The sequence below is a fragment of the Actinoallomurus sp. NPDC052274 genome (genome assembly GCF_040679475.1).
Lineage (GTDB): Bacteria > Actinomycetota > Actinomycetes > Streptosporangiales > Streptosporangiaceae > Actinoallomurus > Actinoallomurus liliacearum.
Window position 1 is genome coordinate 55171 of sequence record NZ_JBFAUT010000046.1, and the last position, 20553, is coordinate 75723.

The 20553-nt window shown below is 70.6% G+C and carries 18 protein-coding genes and 1 tRNA gene; 5 read left to right on the forward strand and 14 right to left on the reverse strand.

Annotated elements, in window-relative coordinates; all coding sequences use genetic code 11:
* Positions 1–9: 9 nt before the first annotated feature.
* The 5 genes from AB0K82_RS31415 to AB0K82_RS31435 are packed head-to-tail and all read right to left on the reverse strand — an operon-like array spanning position 10 to position 6544.
* Positions 10–939, reverse strand: coding sequence for a dihydrodipicolinate synthase family protein (locus AB0K82_RS31415; RefSeq protein WP_364404019.1), 930 nt, complete (start codon positions 937–939; stop codon positions 10–12).
* Positions 936–1958 carry an ABC transporter ATP-binding protein gene (locus AB0K82_RS31420; protein WP_364404020.1) on the reverse strand — a complete coding sequence of 341 codons (1023 nt, stop codon included), beginning with the start codon at positions 1956–1958 and terminating at the stop codon, positions 936–938. The genes AB0K82_RS31415 and AB0K82_RS31420 overlap by 4 nt, the downstream gene beginning before the upstream one ends.
* Positions 1955–3934: a dipeptide/oligopeptide/nickel ABC transporter permease/ATP-binding protein gene (locus AB0K82_RS31425; protein ID WP_364404022.1), complete on the reverse strand. Its 1980-nt coding sequence runs from the start codon at positions 3932–3934 to the stop codon at positions 1955–1957. The genes AB0K82_RS31420 and AB0K82_RS31425 overlap by 4 nt, the downstream gene beginning before the upstream one ends.
* Complete coding sequence (locus AB0K82_RS31430; RefSeq protein ID WP_364404024.1) at positions 3934–4893, reverse strand: ABC transporter permease; 960 nt, start codon at positions 4891–4893, stop codon at positions 3934–3936. Before AB0K82_RS31430 ends, AB0K82_RS31425 begins: the two co-directional genes overlap by 1 nt.
* Before the next feature lie 43 nt (positions 4894–4936).
* On the reverse strand, positions 4937–6544 hold the full coding sequence (locus AB0K82_RS31435; RefSeq protein WP_364404025.1) for an ABC transporter substrate-binding protein: 1608 nt from the start codon (positions 6542–6544) through the stop codon (positions 4937–4939).
* Between the two features lie 143 nt (positions 6545–6687).
* Between AB0K82_RS31435 and AB0K82_RS31440 the strand changes: the two genes are divergently transcribed.
* Positions 6688–7452, forward strand: coding sequence for an FCD domain-containing protein (locus AB0K82_RS31440; RefSeq protein WP_364404027.1), 765 nt, complete (start codon positions 6688–6690; stop codon positions 7450–7452).
* Positions 7453–7467: 15 nt separating this feature from the next.
* Here the strand turns inward: AB0K82_RS31440 and AB0K82_RS31445 are convergent, their stop codons facing one another.
* Positions 7468–8040, reverse strand: a complete 573-nt coding sequence (locus tag AB0K82_RS31445) for a hypothetical protein (RefSeq protein WP_364404029.1) — start codon at positions 8038–8040, stop codon at positions 7468–7470.
* A gap of 335 nt (positions 8041–8375) precedes the next feature.
* Here AB0K82_RS31445 and AB0K82_RS31450 point away from each other — a divergent pair, with 335 nt between their 5' ends.
* A complete protein-coding gene (locus tag AB0K82_RS31450; RefSeq protein ID WP_364404031.1) occupies positions 8376–8828 on the forward strand; it encodes a hypothetical protein in 453 nt (150 codons plus the stop codon).
* Positions 8829–9191: 363 nt separating this feature from the next.
* On the opposite strand, the gene AB0K82_RS31455 is transcribed toward AB0K82_RS31450, so the two are convergent.
* Both AB0K82_RS31455 and AB0K82_RS31460 read right to left on the reverse strand, forming a co-directional pair.
* Positions 9192–9848: a response regulator transcription factor gene (locus AB0K82_RS31455; RefSeq protein ID WP_364404033.1), complete on the reverse strand. Its 657-nt coding sequence runs from the start codon at positions 9846–9848 to the stop codon at positions 9192–9194.
* Between the two features lie 5 nt (positions 9849–9853).
* Positions 9854–11227, reverse strand: coding sequence for a histidine kinase (locus AB0K82_RS31460; protein WP_364404035.1), 1374 nt, complete (start codon positions 11225–11227; stop codon positions 9854–9856).
* 193 nt (positions 11228–11420) lie between these two features.
* On the opposite strand from AB0K82_RS31460, the gene AB0K82_RS31465 reads away from it, so the two are divergent.
* Positions 11421–12551, forward strand: a complete 1131-nt coding sequence (locus tag AB0K82_RS31465; protein ID WP_364404036.1) for a Clp protease N-terminal domain-containing protein — start codon at positions 11421–11423, stop codon at positions 12549–12551.
* Positions 12552–12731: 180 nt separating this feature from the next.
* Here AB0K82_RS31465 and AB0K82_RS31470 read toward each other — a convergent pair.
* Positions 12732–12805: transfer RNA gene (locus AB0K82_RS31470), tRNA-Pro, on the reverse strand.
* 243 nt (positions 12806–13048) lie between these two features.
* On the opposite strand from AB0K82_RS31470, the gene AB0K82_RS31475 reads away from it, so the two are divergent.
* Together AB0K82_RS31475 and AB0K82_RS31480 are read left to right on the forward strand one after the other, a co-directional pair.
* Complete coding sequence (locus AB0K82_RS31475) at positions 13049–14758, forward strand: PHP domain-containing protein (protein WP_364404038.1); 1710 nt, start codon at positions 13049–13051, stop codon at positions 14756–14758.
* Positions 14755–15309: a hypothetical protein gene (locus tag AB0K82_RS31480; RefSeq protein WP_364404040.1), complete on the forward strand. Its 555-nt coding sequence runs from the start codon at positions 14755–14757 to the stop codon at positions 15307–15309. The genes AB0K82_RS31475 and AB0K82_RS31480 overlap by 4 nt, the downstream gene beginning before the upstream one ends.
* A gap of 13 nt (positions 15310–15322) precedes the next feature.
* On the opposite strand, the gene AB0K82_RS31485 is transcribed toward AB0K82_RS31480, so the two are convergent.
* The 5 genes from AB0K82_RS31485 to AB0K82_RS31505 all read right to left on the reverse strand — a co-directional run.
* Positions 15323–16483 carry a Gfo/Idh/MocA family oxidoreductase gene (locus tag AB0K82_RS31485; protein WP_364404042.1) on the reverse strand — a complete coding sequence of 387 codons (1161 nt, stop codon included), beginning with the start codon at positions 16481–16483 and terminating at the stop codon, positions 15323–15325.
* A 16-nt stretch (positions 16484–16499) separates the two neighbouring features.
* A complete protein-coding gene (locus AB0K82_RS31490; protein ID WP_364404044.1) occupies positions 16500–17372 on the reverse strand; it encodes an ATP-binding cassette domain-containing protein in 873 nt (290 codons plus the stop codon).
* Positions 17369–18424: an ABC transporter permease gene (locus AB0K82_RS31495; protein WP_364404046.1), complete on the reverse strand. Its 1056-nt coding sequence runs from the start codon at positions 18422–18424 to the stop codon at positions 17369–17371. Before AB0K82_RS31495 ends, AB0K82_RS31490 begins: the two co-directional genes overlap by 4 nt.
* A 28-nt stretch (positions 18425–18452) precedes the next feature.
* Positions 18453–19445, reverse strand: a complete 993-nt coding sequence (locus AB0K82_RS31500) for a sugar ABC transporter substrate-binding protein (protein ID WP_364404048.1) — start codon at positions 19443–19445, stop codon at positions 18453–18455.
* A 15-nt stretch (positions 19446–19460) separates the two neighbouring features.
* Positions 19461–20553, reverse strand: a 1093-nt coding sequence (locus AB0K82_RS31505; protein WP_364404050.1) for a thiamine pyrophosphate-dependent enzyme, incomplete at its 5' end; no start/stop codon positions are given.

Genomic DNA, 20553 nt, shown 5'->3' on the forward strand with positions numbered 1-20553 from the left:
CCGTACGGGTCAGATGAGGGCGGCTTCGGACAGGAAGGACTTGACCTGGTCGATCTCGGCGCCGTCGAGCGGCACCTGCGGCAGCGCGGTCGTCGGGTGGGCGATGACGCCGCGCAGGAACAGCGCCGCCTTGAACGCCCCCAGCGCGGAGGAGCTGCGGCCCATGTGCGGGCCGCCGACGTGCACCAGCCCGAAGAGGCGGAAGAGCCGCTCCTGCTCCTCGCGCGCGGCGGTCCAGTCGCCCCGTGCCGCGGCGTCGTACAGGCGCACGTAGCCGTGCGGGTCGACGTTGCCCAGGCCGGGGACGACGCCGTCGGCGCCCATCCACAGCGCGGAGTCGACGGTCAGCTCCGAGCCGGTCAGCACCGCGAAGGACTCCAGGCCGCGGTCGCGGCGGCCCAGGATCACCTCGCGCAGCCCGGCGTCGTCGCCGCTGGAGTCCTTGAGCCCGGCGAGCACGCCGTCGGCGGCAAGCTCCAGCAGCACGTTCGCGGTGAGCTTGCTGTGCACGGCCACCGGCAGGTCGTAGGCGTACACCGGGACGTCCGCCACGGCCGCGATCGTCCGGAAGTGCGTGGCGATCTCCGCCGGATGGGTGCGGGCGTAGAAGGGCGCGGTCGTCACCAGGGCGTCGGCGCCGGCCTCGGCCGCCGCCCGCGCGTGGTCGGCGACCCGGGGCGCGGTCATGTCGATGACGCCGGCCAGCACCGGCACCTGCCCCGCGACGTGGCCGATCACGGTGTCCAGCACGGCCCGGCGGTGCCCGTCGGGCAGGAACGCGGCCTCCGACGACGAGCCGAGGACGAACAGCCCGTGCACTCCGCCCTCCAGCAGGTGGTCCACCAGCCGGGTCAGCGAGGCGGTGTCCACCTCCCGCTCCGGGGTCAGCGGGGTGCAGACGGGGGGAATGACGCCGGACAACGGTGCGGCGTTGCTCATGAACGCTCCTGTGCTTGGGTGATGAGTTCGCGGTCGGTCGCGCCGGCGAGGACGGGGTGGTGACAACGGAAGAAGCCGCCGGCGTCCTCCTCCGGGCCGGGCATCTCGGCGGCGCAGGTCTCGTCGGCCTTCCAGCACCGGGTGCGGAAGGGGCAGCCGGAGGGCGGCCGGGTCGCCGACGGAACCGGGCCGGTCAGCGGGATGGGGTCGATCGGGGACAGCAGGCCCGGCGTGGCGGAGAACAGCGCCCGCGTGTACGGGTGCCGGGCCGCGCCCGGCACGGCCTCGGCGGGTGTCTGCTCGACGATCCGGCCGAGGTACATGGTCACGACCCGGTCGCTCATCCGCCGCACGGTCTGGATGTCGTGGGACACGAAGACCATGGCGAGGCCGAACCGCTCCTTCAGGTCCCGCAGCAGGTTGAGGATCTGCGCGCGGACCGAGACGTCGAGCGCGCTGGTCGGCTCGTCGGCGACCAGCAGCCGTGGCCGCAGCGCGAGCGCGCGGGCGATCGCCACCCGCTGCCGCTGCCCGCCGGACAGCTGGGCGGGCAGCCGGTCCGCCGCGCTCGCGGGCAGGCCGACCAGGTCGATGAGCTCGCGGACGCGTTCCTCGCGCTCGTCCGGGGTGCCGACGCGCTGCACGTCGAGCGGGTCGCGCACGATCCGGCGGACCGGCAGGCGGCGGTTCAGGGCCGTGGACGGGTCCTGGAAGACCATGCCGATGCTCGATCCGATGGCCTCGCGGCGGGCGGCGCCGGACATCGACCAGACGTCACGTCCCTCGAAGGCGACCGTGCCGGTGGTCGGCCGCTGCAGGCCGACCAGCACCCGGGCGAGGGTCGACTTGCCGCAGCCGGACTCGCCGACGACGCCGATCGTCTCACCGGGTCGCACGGTCAGGTCCGCGCCGGTCAGCGCGTACACGCGGTCACGCGTGAACAGGCCGCCCGAGCGCGCCTTGTGCACGACGTGGACATCGGTCAACTCGAGGATCGCCTCGGAAGTCTCGGAAGTCATGACCCCTCCGGCGGGTCGGCGGGCGCGGCGGCCGCGCCCGCGGCGGACAGGGAGGCCGAGACGTCGGCCGCCGGGTGGTGACAGGCCACCACGTGGAAGCGGCCTCGTCCCTCCAGGCGTGGAGTCTCCGCGTGACAGACCTCGGTGGCGGCGGGACACCGGTCGGCGAACCGGCAGCCGGCCGGGAAGTCCGCGGGTGAGGGCACGACGCCCGGGATCTGGGTGAGGCGCTCCGCGTTGGACTCCAGCGACAGGACCGAGCCCAGCAGGCCGCGCGCGTAGTGGTGGGCGGGGTTGCCGACGACGGCCGGGGTCGCCCCCTTCTCCACGATCTGCCCGCCGTACATGACGACCACCCGGTCGGTGACGTCGGCGACCAGGGCGAGGTCGTGGGAGACGAGGATGAGCGCGAAGTCCAGTTCCTCGCGCAGCCGCAGCAGCAGCTCGATCACCTGCGCCTGCACGGTCACGTCCAGCGCCGTCGTCGGCTCGTCCGCGATGATCAGTTTCGGGTCGCGGGAGAGGGCCATCGCGATGAGCACCCGCTGGCGCTGCCCGCCGGACAGCTCGTGCGGGTACGACGAGAGCGTGCGGGCGGGGTCGAGCCCGACGAGCTCCAGCAGCTCCGCCGGGGTGCGCCGGCCGCCGCGCCGGACGACCTGCTTGAGCTGCGCCCGTACGGTCATCGCCGGGTTCAGCGACGACAGCGCGTCCTGGTAGATCATCGCCATGTCGTGGCCGAGCAGGCGCCGCCGGTCCCCTTTGGACATCGCCAGCAGGTCGCGGCGGTCGAAGACGATCTCGCCGCCCACCCGCGCGCCCCGCGGCTGCAGGCCCATGATCGTCAGTGCGGTCAGGGACTTGCCGCAGCCGGACTCGCCGACCAGGCCGAGCACCTCGCCCGGTCGTACGTCGAAGGAGATGCCGTCCACGATGTCGACGCCGTCGTGGCGGTCGTCGAAGCCGATCCGCAGGTCCTTCACCCGCACGATGGGTTCGCTGTCCCGCAGCGGCCGGGCGCGTTCGGCCAGGCGCCGGCCGGCCTCCATGAGCCCCTTCAGCTCGGTCACCGGGCCGGGTGCCGCCCGCCGCGTGGTGCCGGCGGCCCGCGTCGTCTCCGCCGGTCGCGCGGCCGGCGCGGCCCAGGCGTCGGAGATGCCCTCGGCGAGGACGTTGAGGGCGAGCACCGTGATGAGGATCAGCAGACCGGGGAAGACGGTGGCCCACCACCCGCCGGTGAGGACCATGTTCCGGCCGTCGGCGATGACGCTGCCCCACGACGGGTCCGGCGGGCGCACTCCCGCGCCGACGAACGACAGCGACGCCTCGAACACGATCGCGTCGGCCACCATCACCGTGCAGAACACCAGGACCGGCGCGGCGCAGTTGACGGCCACGTGCCGGAGCAGGATGTGCGGGGCGCGGGCGCCGATGACCCGCTCGGCCGCGACGTAGTCCTCGCCGTACTGGGCCAGGACGTTCGCCCGTACGACGCGGGCCACCGACGGCATGTAGAGGAACGCGATGGCCAGCACCAGCACCGGGATGCTGCCGCCGAACACCGCCACCAGCACGGCGGCGAGCGCGATGCCGGGGAAGGCCATGACGACGTCGAGCGTGCGCATGATCGCCTCGTCGACGGACCGTCGCGAGGTCGCGGCGACCGCGCCGATCACGGCCCCGGCGACGAGCGCGAGGGCGGTCGCGCCGAGCCCGATCACCAGCGACCAGCGCGCGCCGTACAGCAGGCGCGTGAAGATGTCGCGGTTGGCGCTGTCCAGGCCCATCCAGTGCGACGCGCTCGGGCCGCCGCCGGCGGCCTCCTGGACGTACGGCGAGTACGGGGCCAAGACCGGGGCGAGCACCGCGGCGAGGATGATGACGACCACGACGCCCAGGGAGATCCAGGACGTCGGGCCGAGGCGCCGGAAGCCGATGCCGGCCCGCGACAGTCGGTTCGCCAGTCCACTGCGCATCAGGCGGCGCTCCTCAGTCGGGGGTTGACCAGCAGGTACAGGACGTCGATGAGGAGGTTGACGACCACGAAGCCGACCGCGATGGTGATCACGACGCCCTGCACGACCGCCGGGTCGCCGTTGCGCACCGCGGTGATCATGAGCTGGCCCATGCCGGGCAGCGCGAAGATCGTCTCGATGACGACCGCGCCGCCGAGCAGGTAGCCGACCCGCAGGCCGAGCACGGTCAGCGGGTTGATCAGCGCGTTGCGCAGCACGTTCCGGCCGACCACGACGACGGGCGGCAGCCCGCTGCCGATGGCGGTCCGTACGTAGTCCTTGTCGAGCTCCTCGACCATCGACGTGCGGATGATCCGGGTGAGGTAGGCCGCGATGGGCAGCGACAGGGCGAGCGCCGGCAGCGTCAGCGACCGCAGCCAGCCGCTCACGGAGTCGGCCGGGTTGATGTACCCGCCGGTCGGGAACCAGCCGCGGTCGACCGCCAGGTACTGGATCATCAGCAGCGCCAGCCAGAACGCCGGTGAGGCCACCCCGATCAGCGACACGAGCCGGATGACCTGGTCGGGCCAGCGGTCCCGGAAGATCGCCGCGATCACGCCGAACAGCACCGACAGCACGATCGCGATGACGACGCCGAACAGGGTGAGCTGGAGGGTCAGCGGCAGGGCGGTGGCGATGGAGCCGCGCACCGGCGCCTTGGTGAGCGCGCTGGTCCCCATGTCGCCGCGCAGCAGCTGGCCGACGAACCGTACGTACCGCACGGGCAGCGGATCGAGTAGGTGGTTCTCCACCTGGAACTGGTGGATCTGCTCCGGGGTCGGGTTGGCGCCCTGGAAGTAGGCGTACTCCGGCTTGTTCTTGGAGAACCGCATGATGACGAAGACGAACAGGACCACGCCCAGCAGCATGGGTATCAGGATGAGGACGCGGCGCACCAGCATTCTGGCGATCGCTGCCACGGGTGCCTCCTGAGGATTCGGATCGGGGTAGGGAGGCGGGCGGTCAGAGGCGCTTGGCCTGCAGCAGGTTGACACCGGGGTACGCCTGCGGCCGGACGCCGGTGAGCTTCTTGGGGTTCCACGCGGTCATCAGCTCGGTGTGCAGGACCGGGTAGAGCACGGCCTGCTCGGCGATGACGTCGAGGTACTGGTGCAGCAGCTCGAGCTTCTTGGCGGAGTCCGACTCCCGGGTCGCCCGGTCCATGAGCGCGAACAGGGCCTTGGCGTCCGAGCTCTTGTCCCACTTGGTGTACTTCATCCAAGTGCCGCCGGACGTGTAGTTGTAACGCAGGATCAGATCGGCGTCGAGGCCGAACTGGTTGGGGTTCGAGGCGGCCGCGACGACCTGGTAGTTCTGCGACTGGTCCATCTTGGTGAACAGCGCGCTGGTGTCCTGCGGCTCGAGCGAGGTCTTGACGCCGATGGCGTTCCAGGAGTTGGCGATCGTCGGCAGGCAGTCGGCGATCCAGCTCACGTTGACCGCCATCAGGTTGACCGACAGGTTCTTCACGCCCGCGGCGGAGAGCAGCGACTTGGCCTTCTCCGGGTTGTAGTCGTAGACCGTCTTGGCCGGGGCGTACGCCGGGTTCTCCTTGTTGAGGAAGCTGCTGGCCGGCGTGCCGTGGCCCTTGAGCGCCACGTCGATCATCTTCTTGGTGTCGATGGCGTAGAGCAGCGCCTGGCGCACCCGCACGTCGTCGAACGGCTTCTGGCCGGTGTTGAACATCAGGAACATGTGGTTCATGCCCTTGCCGCCCTCGACGGTCAGCCCCTGCTTGCGGAGTTGGTCGACGTTGGCGTACGGCACGTTGTCGGCGATCTGCGCCTCCGCGCTGCCACCGGAGATCTTCGCGACCCGGGCCGAGGCGTCCACGATCGACAGCCAGTTCATCTTCTTGATCGCCGGCTTGCGGGGGCCGTTGTAGTCGGCGAACGCCTCGAAGGTGGTGTTGGACTTCGGGTTGTGCGCGGTCATCTTGTACGGGCCCGAGCCGACCGCCTTGCCGTTCTTGGCGGCGTCCCAGGCGCCCGGCTGACCGAAGACGTGCTTCGGCATGATCTTGGCGATGGTCAGCCGCTGCAGCGCGTCCGGGAAGGGGAACTTGAAGACGAGCTCGACCGTGCTCTCGTCGACCTTGCGGACCTCCTTCAGCCAGGCGGTGAAGAAGGAGGACACCAGCGTGGAGGGGTCCTGCACGCGGTCGAAGGTGAACAGCACGTCGTCCACGGTGACCGGCTGCCCGTCATGCCACTTGGCGCCCTGCCGCAGCGTGAACTTCCACGTCGTCGCCGAGGTGTCCGCGGGCAGTGCCGTGGCCAGCGCCGGGTACGGCGCGCGGGTGATCGGGTCGGTGTCGACCAGCCCCTCGTAGATGTGGTTGTTGCCGGCCATGGCGAACGCGGACGCGGTCATGGTCGGGTCCCAGGACTGGTCGTTGCCGTAGCCGATGACCACGGTGGCGAGGTCCTTGTTGCCACCGGAGCCGGTCGAGCCGGTGGAGGCGGGGCCACCGCACGCGGAGACCGTGGTGGAGATGGCGGCCGCAGCGCCCATTATCCCGCTGTAGCGCAGGAAGTCGCGGCGGCTGAAGGCGGATCGAGGAGCGCTCACGGTGTCTCCCGGTGGTGGGCTCGTCAGGTAGGCACGGAATTTCGGAGGCCAAAGGTGGGACGTCCCACGTCCCATCTCTGATAGCGTCGGAGACTAGAAGTCGGTTACGTTTCCCGTCAAGAGCAGATGACCAGGAGATGTCCGTGACATTGCACGACGGCCGCCCCCTCGCCGGGCCCGGAAGGCCGACTCCTGCTCGAGGCCGCCGGCTGAGCCGGGCGCTCGAGGTGCAGGAGGCGGTCAAAGAGCTGATCGTCCGACGCGGGCTGGCCGCCGGAGACCCGATGCCGACCGAGTCCGAGCTGATGCAGGAGCTGGACATCGGCCGCAACTCGGTCCGGGAGGCCCTGAAGGCCCTTCAGGCCGTCGGCATCGTCGACATCCGCCACGGCTTCGGCATGTTCGTGGGGCAGATGTCGCTCAACGGCCTGGTCGACGAGCTGGCCTTCCACAGCCGCATCGGGCCGCAGGACGAGCAGAGCCACCTCGCCCACCTGATCGAGATCCGCGAGGTCCTGGAGAACGGCCTGGCCGCGCGCCTGATCGACCGGCACGGCGGCGCGAACCTCGTGGACCTGCTGACCCCCGCCCGCGAGGTGCTCGACCGGATGGACGCCGAGGCGCTCGTCGGCGCGGTCTCACCGGAGACCGACCGGCTCTTCCACGAGCTGCTCTACCGGCCGTTGGGCAATCCGCTGGTCGGCCGGCTCCTCGGCGCCTTCTGGCAGGTCTTCCACCAGCTCAGCGACGAGCTGGGCGCTCCCGACGAGACCCCGGCCTACGTCGCCCGCAAGCACCGCGACATCTACACCGCGGTGGTCGCCAAGGACCGGGACGCCGTCGAGGCGGCGATGGTCGCGCACTTCGCGGGGATCCGCACCCGGCTCGCCCGCCTGCGCAGCGACTGAAGGAGAGACGCGGCCTCAGGTGATCGTGAGGTGCGGGCTGGTCCAGTAGACGGCGTCCAGGTACGCGGACGGCCATACACCGCACACCGGGCTGGTGAGACTGAGGGGGGCACGCGAGAACGTGACCTGGCCGGTGGAGTTGCTGTAGCTGCCGGTGATCGTCATGTTGAGGGCGGTCAGCACACAGTCCTTGAGCATTGACGGATCGACGATCGTCAGGCCGCCCGCGGGGATGCCGATCCGGACGCTGGTCGGGCCGGCGACGGCGGTGAGCTGCCACATGCCGCCGGCGCTGACGGCCGCGGAGCCGCCGTAGACGTCCACGCAGTTGCCGAAGGTGGGGTTCGGGCTGATCGTCACCGGTCCGTACCCGGACGACGGTGTCGTGAACTGGATCGTCGAGATCGGGCAGGTGATGACGAGAACGGCCCCAAGCGTCACAAGGGAGATCTTCACCTGCCCGCTGGTCGCGATGACGGTGGTGTTGGCGGGGCTGACGCCGGCCGCGTAGGCGGTGCCGGACGCCGTGGTGACGAGCGCGCCGGTGGCTACGGCGGTGATCGCGAGCTTGGTCCTGACGGAACTCATCGACTGACACCTTCCCTGTGACGCTTGGATCGGGAGCCGGGTGGCCGTCCCCGGACGTCGCCGGGGCCGCTTTGGGCACCATGATGCGGCGGGGGACATGGACGCCGATCCGGTAGAAGTCACAGAAAACACCGATAAGTGTTGTGACGGTGTCCAAAGCGCCAGTTCGTCAGCACCTGGCGCGCGTTTCGGAGATGGACGGTGCCGGGCCGGGCGGGGTGTGCGGGCAATGTCGGCGGGGGCGGAAAGCGGGTGGCTGGGCCGCACGGACCCGAGGTGAGGGTTCAGTGGCCGCGCGCGAAACAGATGACTTTTCGTGTTCATCTGGTGACTCAATGTGGGCAGACTTCCGCTTGCAACACCGTGTCGAGCAAGAGAGGGACCATATGAAGCTCCTCGTCCGGGCCGGGCTCACCGCGGCGGCGGTCACAGTCGCCGCCGCCGCATCCGCCTCCGCCTCCGCCGCCGTCGGTACCGAGAACGCCCGCGTGGCGGCCGGTACGCACGCGGTCGTGGCGAACCCGAAGACGATCAAGCCGGCCGCGTACAATCAGGCGCGAAGCATCCTGGCCAACGCCGGAAGCCAGACGGCGGCCAAGTCGCACCCCATTCACGGGAAGGACGACGTCGCGGTCGGGTACGGAACCAGCCTCCTGGCCGCGGCGCGCGACGAATTCCGGCAGACCGACGCGAACCTTCCCGCGAAGGACAAGCGGTCCGATATGTCGATTCCGCATTACAACGCGATCCACTCCGCCGCGAACGTGATGGGCATCGACCGGTGGTGACGCGGTGAGCGCCGACCCGGTCGGCGCTCACCAGAGCCCGAGACCGGGCGAGTGGCCGACCAACCTCGTCGGCCGGCGCGTGAACCTGGCGTGACAGCGAATGGCCCCGGATCAGAGTGATTCGGGGCCATTCCGATGTCTCGCGACATCACGTCGCTGGCGAAGCAGATGTACAAGGTGGTGACGTCGCTGCCCAGCCGTTGATCGAATCGACGTTTGCGGGCGGCCTCGTACACCCCGTAGGAAGTGATGCCGTAGCACGACATCCGGCCAGCCCTGCCGAAGACGATGGCCGGTTCAAGGTCGCGGAAGAACACCCACGTCTGCGGAAACCCCCGCTTCCTCGGGCGGAACCGTGTCGGCTCAGGGGCCCGCCGGTAGGCCGGCGTCGTGGGCCAGAATGGCGGCTTGGACTCGGTTGGTGCAGCCGACTTTGGTGAGGATGCGGCTGATGTGGGCCTTTGCGGTGCCTGTGCCCATGTGGAGTTGCTGGGCGATCTCCGCGTTCGACAGGCCGGCGGTGACCAGGCGGAGTACGTCCCGTTCGGTGTCGGTGAGCTGCTCGATTCGGCGTTTGGCCTGCTCGGCGTCCTGGGAGTCGGAAAGTAGGTGGCGTTCGATCAGCCGGCGGGTGATCTGGGGCGCCAGGATCGACTCGCCGGTGGCGGCTACGCGTACGGCTCGGATCAGCTCGGTGGGGCCGGTGTCCTTGAGTAGGAAACCTACGGCGCCGGCTCGGAGGGCTTGGGCGACGTTGTGGTCGTCGCCGAAGGCGGTGAGCATGGCGATGTTGGTCTTTGGGGATTCGCGAGCGATGCCCGGAATGGCCGCTAGGCCGCCGCCGCCGGGCATATGGACGTCCAGCAGGGCAACGTCGATTTCGTGTTCCCGGCAGGCTTGGACGGCGGAGGGGCCGTCGGGTACCTCGGCCACGACCTCGATGTCGTCGGCGTTGTCCAGGATGAGGTGGATACCGGCTCTCATGAGAGTTTCGTCATCGGCGATCAGGGTCCGGATCACCCGCGTCATTGTAGGGCTCGCATGATGATCACCATGACCGTGCCGGCAGCGACCGGAACGAGTACCAGCAACCCGAGGCATCCGGCACCCAGGGCTCGGGGCAGCGTGAGCACTTCGTCATCGAGTGGCCTGGGCCGTTCGGGTACATCGCGCCGCACCGCGGGGTCGGGGAGCATGGGGACGGGCGGGCGGAGAGGGAGGTCGGCCGTGACCAGGAATCCGCCCTCGGGCGTGGGACCGGCGGTGAAGGCGCCGTGGAGCAGAGCGATCCGTTCGTCCAGGCCGACCAGTCCCTGGCGGGTGCCGGGGAGCCGTTGGTGCGTGCCCGGTACCGGGCCGTTGATCACGCGTACGCGGACGCGGCCGGCGTCGTTGGTGACCTCGATCCTGGTATGTGCTGTCCGGGCGTGCTTGTGCACATTGGTGAGGCCTTCGCGGACGACGCGGTGAAGGGCGTGGCGCGTCCGCGGGTCCGCGTCGTTGAGGTCCCCGCCGGCCCACGCCAGGTCGACGTCGATACCGGCCTGTCGGGACTCGGTCACGAGATCGGCGATATCGGTTCGGGTTCCGCTGCGTTCGCCGGCGGTTTCGGCAGCACCCTCCATGGGGTCACGGAGAACCTCGAGGATCTCGCGCAGTTCGGCCATCGCCGTCGCCGCCGTGGTGCGCAAAAGCTCGGCTTGGCCGCTCACCCGAGGGGCCTCTTGGGCGGCGGTAAGTTCCAGCGCTCCGGCGTGCATCGATATCAGGCTGAGCCGGTGTCCGAGCATGTCGTGCATTTCGGTGGCGATGCGTGCGCGTTCCTTCATACGCGCCTTTTCCCCGGTGAGCACCTGCGTCCGCTCCAGGTACTCGTTGCGTTCCCGCAGCAATCGGACCAGCGGACGGCGTCGTCCCATCAGGCTCCCGGCCCACGCCGGTAGCAGGAGGAGAAGTGCGGCGCTCAGCGCGTAACCGGCGAGCGTCTCGCCAAGTCCGTCCGAGGCGGTCGTCTCCGCCACCACGCTGAGGGGAAGGCCGGCACCCACGGTTGCCAGCACCATCGACCACAGGCGCCGGGCGGGACTGATGCGCCGTGCCGTCGAGTACGCGATCACGGGCAGGACCGCCAACGCCCCGATATCGGTGCCGGCGATCACCGGCACCGTGGCCGGCAGCGCTCCGGCCGGCCAGCGCTTGCGGGCGGGAACCAACAGTGCCGCCCAGAACGCGCTCGCCGCGGTGGCGGTCACGTGGCGCGGCGACGGCGGTGACATCCAGAGCGGCAAGAATCCGATGGCGAGCGCCATCAGGAACATCGCCAGTTCGCCGACCACCACATGAGGCGCCGCAGAGCGTACGGCGGCCCGCGCCTGTTCGACCTCACGGGCGACGGCCATGCGGAGGGAGCGAGCCCGTTCGACCAGCGGAGAAATCTGCGGACACCTCGCCTTCGGCCGTGAACATAGCTCATTGAACGCCGATCGGCCCGCTCATCGTGGCCGATCGGCCATAAAGTCCGGATGATCGGCAGATGTCCCGGCACAAGGCGCGTTCCTAGGCTCCATCGTGATGATTAACGAAGGGGACCGCATGATGAACGCATCGAGCACCGGTACCACCGACGCCTCCCGCGAGGTCGTGGAGTCGCTGGCCCGGGCGTATGAGAAAGCCGCCCAGACCGGCCAGACCGTGGGAACCCAGCATCTGCTCTTCGCGCTGCTCAAGGGCGAATCCGCGGCAGCGGATCTGTTGTCTCGCAGCAACGGCGGGCTGAGGGCGGGCATCTCGGCCAAGGACGACACGGTCTGGCTGAGCGGGGACGATGACAGGAACGACCCACCGGCCGCGCCCGCGGTCACGGCGCTGTTGCACGAGGCCGAGTGGGGGGCTCGCCGGACGGCGAAGCCGCGTGACAAGTCGGCGTCGCCGGAGAGCCAGCCCATGCTGCCCAGCGGAGCGCTGGTCACCGCGCTCGGTCAGATGCTCGTGTCCGCTCACGAACTCGGCGTCACCTGGGCGAACGAGACCCACATGCTCATGGGGCTGCTGCACGATCCCGGTAACCGAGCAAGTGAGGCACTGCTCGAACGGCGGCTGGATCGGGACGAACTCAGAGCCAGGCTCGCCGTGCATCCGAGCGCGCACCAGGACGGCGAACCGAATATGCGCAGCGTCGACGGGCTGTGCAACCTGGGCATGCTCGACAAACCCGCGGGCAGAGGGTGGGGAGGCCGCATCGGCAGGCTGCTCACCAGCGGTGGCTTCGGGTCTCCTGTCGTGCCCACGGTGCGCATGGAAGCCAAGCGCCAGACCATCCGGCTCGGACATTCCCGCGTGACCACCGCGCATCTGCTACTCGCCATGCTCGTCGTGGACGACCAGCTCACCACCGCCGGCCGCCGGTTCCGCGACGGGGTGGCCCAGGTCAACACGGGTGCTGAGCTGCTGCGTACCCGAGGAGCCACATCATCCGCCGTGTTCAACGCGGTCGCCGACCTGATCCGGCCGGGCGACCGGCCGCAGGCAGGTTCACTCGCCCTGGAAAGCAGCGCCGAGAAGGCGTTGACCCGCGCACGCCTGCTCGCCCATGAGCGCAAGAGCCCGTCTACCGGCACCACGCACCTGCTGGCCGCGGTGCTGGCGGACCCCGACGACCCGTGCCACTCGCTACTGTCCGCCATAGGTGTGGACGTCGAGGAACTTCGCCAGGCACTCGGGTGACCATTCCCGATCCGAAGTCATACCGAAGCGGCGAAGGCTTCAGCGCCGACTCGCGGAGATTTACAAGATCAGCTAGTCATGTGAGACGTTGCGAGACGAATGGCCCCGGAAAGCAGTCAGGGCCCCGTCTCACCGAAGTGATCCAGGGCCCTGACCTGCGGCCGAGCTAGCCGCTCTGTGTCGGGACGGCGGGATTTGAACCCACGATCTTCTGACCCCCAGTCAGACGCCTTACCAAGCTAGGCCACGTCCCGGTGCCCGCCGCGAGCGAGCGGAACAACTCTAGCGTAGACCGCGACCGCTTCGCGCATCGCGAGCCGCCGACCGGACGATCACACCTCGACCCGCGCCACGGCGGGTCACCCGCCGGGTCAGTCATCCGCCGAGGGTAAAACGATGGCAAAGCGGATGCCTCGCATTCGGGCGCCGTTCATCGGCCCACGTCAGGGTGCGTCCCGTAGCCGATCACCGAGGTCGGCGGGACGCGAGGGGCTGACATGGGCCACGGACACCACCACCATCACGATCACCACGATGGGGAGCCAGGCGAGCTTCCGCCGCTGCTGGACACCTCGATCCCGGACAAGGAACTGTCGCCGTCGGAGGTCTCCCGGCGGAACCTGCTGCGCGGCGCGGGCGTCCTCGGGGCCGGCGCGGCCGCCACCGGCGTCCTGGGCTCGTCGGCCGCCGCCGCGGCCACACCGGCGAAGGCCGCCCAGGTCGCGTCGTCCGCGCACCAGCCACGGGGCGGCTATCTGTGGCTGGCCGGCGACCACCACATCCACACGCGGTACAGCTCCGACGCCATGTACCGGGTGATCGACCACGTCCGGCACGCGAACGCGTTCGGGCTGGACTGGATGGTCATCACCGACCACGGCAGCGCCCAGCACGCGAAGATCGGCGTGGAGAAGGTCAACCCCGACATCGTCACAGCCCGGTCCCAGATCAAGGACACCCTGGTCTTCCAGGGGCTGGAGTGGAACATCCCGGCCGCCGAGCACGGCACGGTGTTCGTCCACCCGGGCAAGAACGAGGTCGCCGTGCTGAAGGAGTTCGAGAACTCCTTCGACGGCGTGGTCAAGAACGCGACCGCCGGCACGTCCGCCAACGAGGCGCTCGCGATCGCCGGGGTGAACTTCCTGGCCGACGCCGTACGCCGCCGCAAGATCGGCGACGCCCTCTTCCTGGCGAACCACCCCGCCCGCAAGGGCATCGACTCCCCGCACGAGATCCGTGGCTGGCGGGACGCGCAACCGACCATCGCGGTCGGCATGGAGGGCGCGCCGGGTCACCAGGCCGCGGGCCTTCCCAAACCGAACGGCCCCGGCTCGGCGCGCGGCCTGTACGACAACAGCCCGAGCGCGGACTCCTTCGCCGGCTACCCGCTGGAGAGCTACCGCACCTACGGCGGCTTCGACTGGATGACCGCGACCGTCGGCGGGCTCTGGGACAGCCTGCTCGCCGAGGGCAAGCCCTGGTGGATCACCGCGAACTCCGACTCCCACAACGTCTACGCCGACACCGCCACCCGCGGGCCGAACAGCGACTTCAACACCAACGGCTACTACAACGACCCGGTCTACGGCGGCGCCGTCAACCTCACCAACACCGACTTCTGGCCGGGCTACTACAGCCGCACTCACGTGGGCGCCACGTCCTTCTCGTACGCGGCGGTGATGCAGGCGCTGCGGGAGGGCCGCGTCTGGGTCGACCACGGCGGGCTGATCAGCGGCCTGGACGTACGGGTGCGCGTCGCGGGAAGCGGGCAGCGAGGTGTCCCGCTCGGCGGGGTGCTGCACATCCGCGACGGCAGCCGCGTCGAGCTCACGGTCACGGTCGACCTGGCCGGTCGGCCGAACTGGGCGCAGTTCGTGCCGACCCTCGCCCGGGTGGACGTCATCCAGGGCGACGTGACCGGCCCGGCGTCGGACAAGGACACCTTCGTCGCGCCGAACACGAAGGTCGTCAAGTCCTACGAGGTCGGCAAGAACACCGGCTCGGTGACGTTCGTCCACTCGCTGGGCGCCGTCGACAAGCCCGTGTACCTGCGGCTGCGCGGCACCGACGGGAACCGCGGCGCGGTCGGCCTGCGCGGCGCCGCCGTCGACCCGCACGGACCGGCGATCGACGCGCTCGGCGACGCCGACCCGTGGAAGGACCTGTGGTTCTACACGAACCCGATCTGGGTGCTCCCCCGGCGATGACGAGCGCCGTCATCGTGGGCGCCAGCGACGGATCGCCCACTCTGGCGGCGGCCGAACACCTCCTTCACCGTCTGTTCGAGGAGTTCGGCCGCCCGGCCGGCGCCATCGGCTGCACCCACCTGGTGCGGCAGGGCCGGCCGCACGTCGCGGTCTCCCTCACCGTCGCCGCCGTACCGGAACAGGTCCCGGCCGACCTCGGCCTCGCCTGCGAAGGGCACCGCCGGGGTCCGGCCGAGCTCGCCGAGGCGGCCGCCGAGGCCGCCCGTGAACACGCCGAGCGTTCCGCCGGTCGTGCCGTCGTCTTCCCTGGGGCCGAGACCCTCACCGGGTCGCTGAGCGTCCGGGACGTGCTGACCGCCTCGGCCATCGACGAAGTGGTCGTGCTCGGCGGCGGCCGGGCCGATCCGGCGGACCGCCTCGACACCCGCGGGCACGTCCGGCCCGAGTGGCGTGCGGGCCTGCTCACCCTGGCCGCCATGCCCGGCGGGAAGGACGTGCTGGTCCCCTTCGAGGTGGCCGACCCCACACCGTGCTGCGCCGATCACGCGTGACCTTTCGAAGAGATCACAGCTCGACCCAGGCGGACGCCGCGGCGGACCGCGCCATCGCGTCCACGACCTCGGCGCTCCGTACGGCGTCCTCCAGGGTCGGCCCGTGCGGCACTCCCTCGCCGACGCTCCGCAGGAACGCGGCGGCCTCGATGACCTTGGTGTCGTCGTAGCTCATCACGATGCCGGCCCCGGGCTGGAATCGCGCGTACTCGCCGTCCCCGGGGCCCGCGGAGACGGTCGCCGCGGGCTGGTTCTGGTAGTCGCCGCCCGCGACGACCGTCAGTTCCCCGGCGCGCCGGAAGTCCCAGCCGACCAGCCCCGCGCTCCCCTGCACGACGAAGCCGTAGGTGTTCTGCGCCCCCACCTCGGTGCGCCCCGCCTCGAAGGTGACCCGGGCCCCGCCGCGCGTCCGCAGCAGGGCGCAGACGTAGTCCTCGTTCTCCACCGCGCCGGTCGGCTGATCGGGGGTGTCCACGACCGCGTAGTGGCTGCCGCCGGGCGCCACGAGGGGTCGGCGGGGCAGGAAGACGGCGGTGTCGGCGACGAGCCGTTCGACGTCGCCGAGGAGGAACCGCATGAGGTCGACGCCGTGGGAGCCGAGGTCCCCGAGCACGCCCGAGCCGCCCTGCGCCCGCAGGAACCGCCAGGTGAGCGCGCCGGCGGGATGCGCGGCGTAGTCGGTGAGGAAGGTGACGCGGGCGTGGGTCGGCGTTCCGATGGCGCCGTCGGCGATCAGGCGCCGGGCGCGGGCCACGGCGGGCAGGTTCCGGTAGTTGAACCCGACGGTCGCCTGGACGCCCGCCCGGGCCACGGCCTCGGCCGCCGCGCGGGCGTCGTCAGCGGTCAGGCCGACCGGTTTCTCGATCCACAGGTGCTTGCCCGCCCGGGCCGCCGCCACCGCGATGTCCCGGTGGTACGCGTTCGGCGCGGTGACGCTGACCGCCTCGATCTCGGGGTCCTTCAGCAGGGCCGCCCAGTCCACGTGCACGCGGTCCGGGGCGTACCGGTCGGCGAAGTCCTCGGCTCGGGCCGGGACGGTGTCGGCCACGGCGACCAGGCGCGCCCGGATTCCCAGATCCGGATAGTGGTGCGGCAGCCGGGCGTACGCGCGGGCGTGCACGTGCCCCATCCACCCGGCGCCGATGACCCCGACGCCCAGTACCCGTTCCCGCAATGTTCCTCCGTACGGTTCAGGAGCCCGGCTGCCCCGGCGGCGCGGCCCGGCCCGACAGCTCGGCGACCTCCTGTTCGAGCTCCTCGGCGACGCGGCCGAGGTCGGCGTCGGCCGCTCCTTCGAGCTCGTGGCTGAGCTGTTCGAGTTCCTCGCCACCGGCCATCAGGGTCGTCAGGCGTTCGCGGGTGATCTCGTCCTTGGCGTACGTGCCGAGCGGGCGCCCCCGGTTCAGCAGCAGGAACCGGTCGCCGACCGGGTACGCGTGGTGCGGGTTGTGGGTGATGAACACGACGCCGAGTCCCCGCGCCTTGGCCCGCATGATGTAGCGGAGCACGACGCCGGCCTGCTTGACGCCGAGCGCGGCGGTGGGCTCGTCGAGGATGAGCACCTTCGCGCCGAAGTAGACGGCGCGGGCGATGGCGACGCACTGGCGTTCGCCGCCCGACAGGGTGCCGATCGGCTGGTCGACGTCGCGCAGGTCGATGCCCATGTCGTGCAGCTCGGCGCGCGTGGTGTCGCGCATGAACCTGATGTCGAGCCGGCTGAGCGGGCCGACGCCCTTGCGGACCTCCGAGCCGAGGAAGAAGTTGCGCCAGACCGGCATCAGCGGGACGACGGCGAGGTCCTGGTACACGGTCGCGATGCCGCGTTCGAGGGCCTCGCGCGGGGACGCGAGACGTATGGGCTCGCCCTCGACCTCGTAGGTGCCGGCGTCGGCCTGGTGCATCCCGGAGATGATCTTGATGAGGGTGGACTTGCCGGCGCCGTTGTCGCCCAGCACGCAGGTCACCTCGCCCGCGTGGACCTCCAGCGACACGCCGGTCAGCGCGATGATCGTGCCGTACCGCTTCTCGCAGTCCGTGAGCCTCACCAGCGGCGTTTCCGTCATAGGGCGGCCTCCGTTCGCCGGCGGACCCAGAGGTTGAGGAGGGTGGCGCCGAGCAGCATCGCGCCGAGGAAGAACTTGAACCAGTCGGCGTTCCAGCCCGCGTACACGATGCCCTGGGTGGTCATCCCGAAGATGAACGCGCCGGTCGCGGTGCCGATGGCCGAGCCGTACCCGCCGGTGAGCAGGCAGCCGCCGATGACCGCCGCGATGATGTACAGGAACTCGTTGCCGACGCCCTCGCCGGACTGCACGGTGGTGAAGGAGAACAGCAGGTTCATGCCGGTGAACCAGGCCAGGAACCCGACGGTCATGAACAGGCCGATCTTCACGCGCCGGACCGGGACGCCGACGGCCCGCGCGCTGGACTCCGCTCCCCCGACCGCGAAGATCCAGTTGCCGACGCGCGTCCGCAGCAGCACCCAGGTGGCGAGCGCGGTGAACAGCAGCCACCACACCACGCTGATCCGCAGGGACAGGCCGCCGATCCGCCACTCGGCGGCGAAGAACTTCTGCGCCGCCCCGAAGCCGTCCATATTCGAGATGTCCGGGCTGGCGACGTTGCCGGTGATCACCTTGGTGATGGCCAGGTTCAGGCCCTGCAGCATGAGGAACGTCGCCAGCGTCACGAGGAAGCTCGGGATCCCGGTCTTCATGACGAGGTAGCCGTTCAGCGCGCCGACGCCCAGGGCCAGCAGCAGCCCCACCGCGATCCCGACCCACAGGTTCAGCGTCAGCTGGAAGCTCAGCATCGAGGCGACCAGCGCCGAGCTCGTCACGGCCACGCCCGCCGACAGGTCGAACTCACCGCCGATCATCAGCAGCGCCACCGCGACCGCCGGGATGCCGATGGTCGAGCTGGCGTACAGGATCGTCGCCAGCGCGTCGAGCCCGCGGAACGGCGGGGCCACGGCGAAGAAGAACACGTAGATGACGACCGCGCCGGCCAGCGAGCCGGCCTCGGGCCGCGCCAGCAGCCGGGCGAGCGGCGACCGCCGGGTGAGCCGCTCGTCCGGCGCGGACGGCGGGGCCGCCGCGTCCACGGCCTGACTCATCGGGACCTCCAGGGCTGGGACGCCATCGCTAGCGGGTGCCGCGCGCGGCGTACTGGGCGACCGCGGCGACGTTGGTCTTGTCGACGAAGTACGGGCCGGTCGGCGTCGCCTGGCCGCCGCCGAGGACGTTGCCGTTGGTCTTGTAGAGCCACAGCGAGTCGACCGCGAGGTAGCCCTGCAGGTACGGCTGCTGGTCGACGGCCCACTCGACGGTGCCGTCCTGGACGGCCTTGACCATGGCCGGGTTCATGTCGAACGCCGCGACCTTGGCCGGGCTGCCCGCGTCCTTGACCGACTGCAGCGCCGTGAGGGCGAACGGCGCGCCCAGCGCGACGACCCGGTCGATGCTCATGTCCTGCTTGAGCTTGGCGGCGATGGTGGACCGCACGGACGGCATGTTCGTCCCCTGGACGTAGACCTTGTCGGTCTTGCCGGAGAACGTCTTGGCCAGCCCGCCGCAGCGCGCCTCGAGCGAGACCGAGCCCTGCTCGTGCAGGACGCACAGGACGTGCTTGGCCCCCTCGGTGCTCAGCCGCTTGCCCGCGCTCTCCCCCGCGAGGCTCTCGTCGGAGCCGAAGAACTCCAGCGCGCCGACCTTCTGCCAGGCGTCCACGCCGGCGTTCAGCACGACGACCGGGATCCCGCCGCCGGAGGCCTTCTTGACGGTGCCGGCCATCGCGTCGGGGTGCGAGAGGGTCACCGCGATGCCGTCGACCTTGCTGTCGATGGCGTTCTGCACCAGCGTGGCCTGCTTGTCGCCGTCCGGGTCGTTGGAGTAGACGAGCTGCACGTTGTCCTTGGCCGCGGCGGCCTCGGCGCCCTTGCGGACGATGTCCCAGAACGTGTCGCCGGGCGCCTGGTGCGTGACCATGGCGATCTTCATCCGGGGGGTGTTCGCCTTCCCGGCGCCGGTGTCGTTCGCCGACTCCTGTGCCTTCTTGCCGCCGTGGCTGCTGCACGCGGTCAGGGCGAGGGCGAGACCGGCCAGGAGGATGCCGGCCCGTCTACCTGTCTGGAACATCGCGTCTCTCCGTCCTCACTGTGTCGGGCCGAGGTGGGGGCGTTGCGCGGCCTTGGCGGCCTCGTACTCGGCCCGGGCCTTGCGGGTGCTGTCGAGCGCGGAGACCTCGGCCACCGGAACGTCCCACCAGGCGTCCGAGGACGGCGCGGGCGCCAGCGGGTCGGTCTCGACGTGGACGACGGTCGTGACCTCCGCGTCCCGCGCGCGTTCGAGCGCGGAGCGGAACTCCGCCACGGTCGTCGCGCGCAGCACGTCCGCGCCGAGGCTCGCGGCGTTCGCCGCGAGGTCGACGGGGAGGAGTTCGCCGTCGAGCAGGCCGGTCTCCGGATTCCGGTAGCGGTAGCTCGTGCCGAACCGCTGGGACCCCAGCGACTCCGACAGCGCGCCGATGGAGGCGAAGCCGTGGTTCTGGACGAGCACGATCGTGAGCTTGATCCGCTCGGCGACCGCCGTGACGATCTCCTGGGCCATCATCAGGTACGACCCGTCGCCGACGAGGACGAACACCTCCCGGTCGGGGTCGGCCATCTTGATCCCGAGCCCGCCGGCGATCTCGTAACCCATGCAGGAGTAGCCGTACTCGACGTGGTACTGGCGCGGGTCCCGGGCTCGCCAGAGCCGGTGCAGATCGCCGGGCATGCTGCCGGCGGCGTTCACCACGACGTCGCGGGGGCGGGCGATCTCGTTCACCGCGCCGATGATCTCGGTCTGCGCCGGCAGCGGCCCGTGCCCGAGGTGGTAGGCCCGGTCGACGACCCGCCGCCAGTCCTCGGCGAGCCGCCGCGCCCGGTCGGCGTACGCGGGGTCGACGCGGTGGCCCGCCAGGGCGTCGGTGAGCGCCCGCAGCCCGGCCCGCGCGTCGGCGACGAGGGAGACGGCGGAGTGCTTCGCGGCGTCGAACGACGCGACGTTCAGGTTGACGAACCGTACGTCCGGGTGGGCGAAGACGGTACGGGACGCGGTGGTGAAGTCGCTGTAGCGGGTGCCGACGCCCAGGACGACGTCGGCCTCGCGGGCGAGGGCGTTCGCGGCCGGCGTGCCCGTGGCGCCGACGCCGCCGACCGCGCACGGGTGGTCCCACGGCAGCGAGCCCTTGCCCGCCTGCGTC

Excerpts from the sequence above, each read along its gene's own strand:
- AB0K82_RS31475 (WP_364404038.1), top strand. The coding sequence starts at position 13,049 with ATGGGCCACGGACACCACCACCATCACGATCACCACGATGGGGAGCCA.
- AB0K82_RS31490 (WP_364404044.1), bottom strand. The coding sequence starts at position 17,372 with ATGACGGAAACGCCGCTGGTGAGGCTCACGGACTGCGAGAAGCGGTAC.
- AB0K82_RS31445 (WP_364404029.1), bottom strand. The coding sequence starts at position 8,040 with ATGAGTTCCGTCAGGACCAAGCTCGCGATCACCGCCGTAGCCACCGGC.
- AB0K82_RS31500 (WP_364404048.1), bottom strand. The coding sequence starts at position 19,445 with ATGTTCCAGACAGGTAGACGGGCCGGCATCCTCCTGGCCGGTCTCGCC.
- AB0K82_RS31465 (WP_364404036.1), top strand. The coding sequence starts at position 11,421 with ATGATGAACGCATCGAGCACCGGTACCACCGACGCCTCCCGCGAGGTC.
- AB0K82_RS31495 (WP_364404046.1), bottom strand. The coding sequence starts at position 18,424 with ATGAGTCAGGCCGTGGACGCGGCGGCCCCGCCGTCCGCGCCGGACGAG.
- AB0K82_RS31460 (WP_364404035.1), bottom strand. The coding sequence starts at position 11,227 with ATGGCCGTCGCCCGTGAGGTCGAACAGGCGCGGGCCGCCGTACGCTCT.
- AB0K82_RS31450 (WP_364404031.1), top strand. The coding sequence starts at position 8,376 with ATGTGGGCAGACTTCCGCTTGCAACACCGTGTCGAGCAAGAGAGGGAC.
- AB0K82_RS31425 (WP_364404022.1), bottom strand. The coding sequence starts at position 3,934 with ATGCGCAGTGGACTGGCGAACCGACTGTCGCGGGCCGGCATCGGCTTC.
- AB0K82_RS31480 (WP_364404040.1), top strand. The coding sequence starts at position 14,755 with ATGACGAGCGCCGTCATCGTGGGCGCCAGCGACGGATCGCCCACTCTG.
- AB0K82_RS31415 (WP_364404019.1), bottom strand. The coding sequence starts at position 939 with ATGAGCAACGCCGCACCGTTGTCCGGCGTCATTCCCCCCGTCTGCACC.
- AB0K82_RS31420 (WP_364404020.1), bottom strand. The coding sequence starts at position 1,958 with ATGACTTCCGAGACTTCCGAGGCGATCCTCGAGTTGACCGATGTCCAC.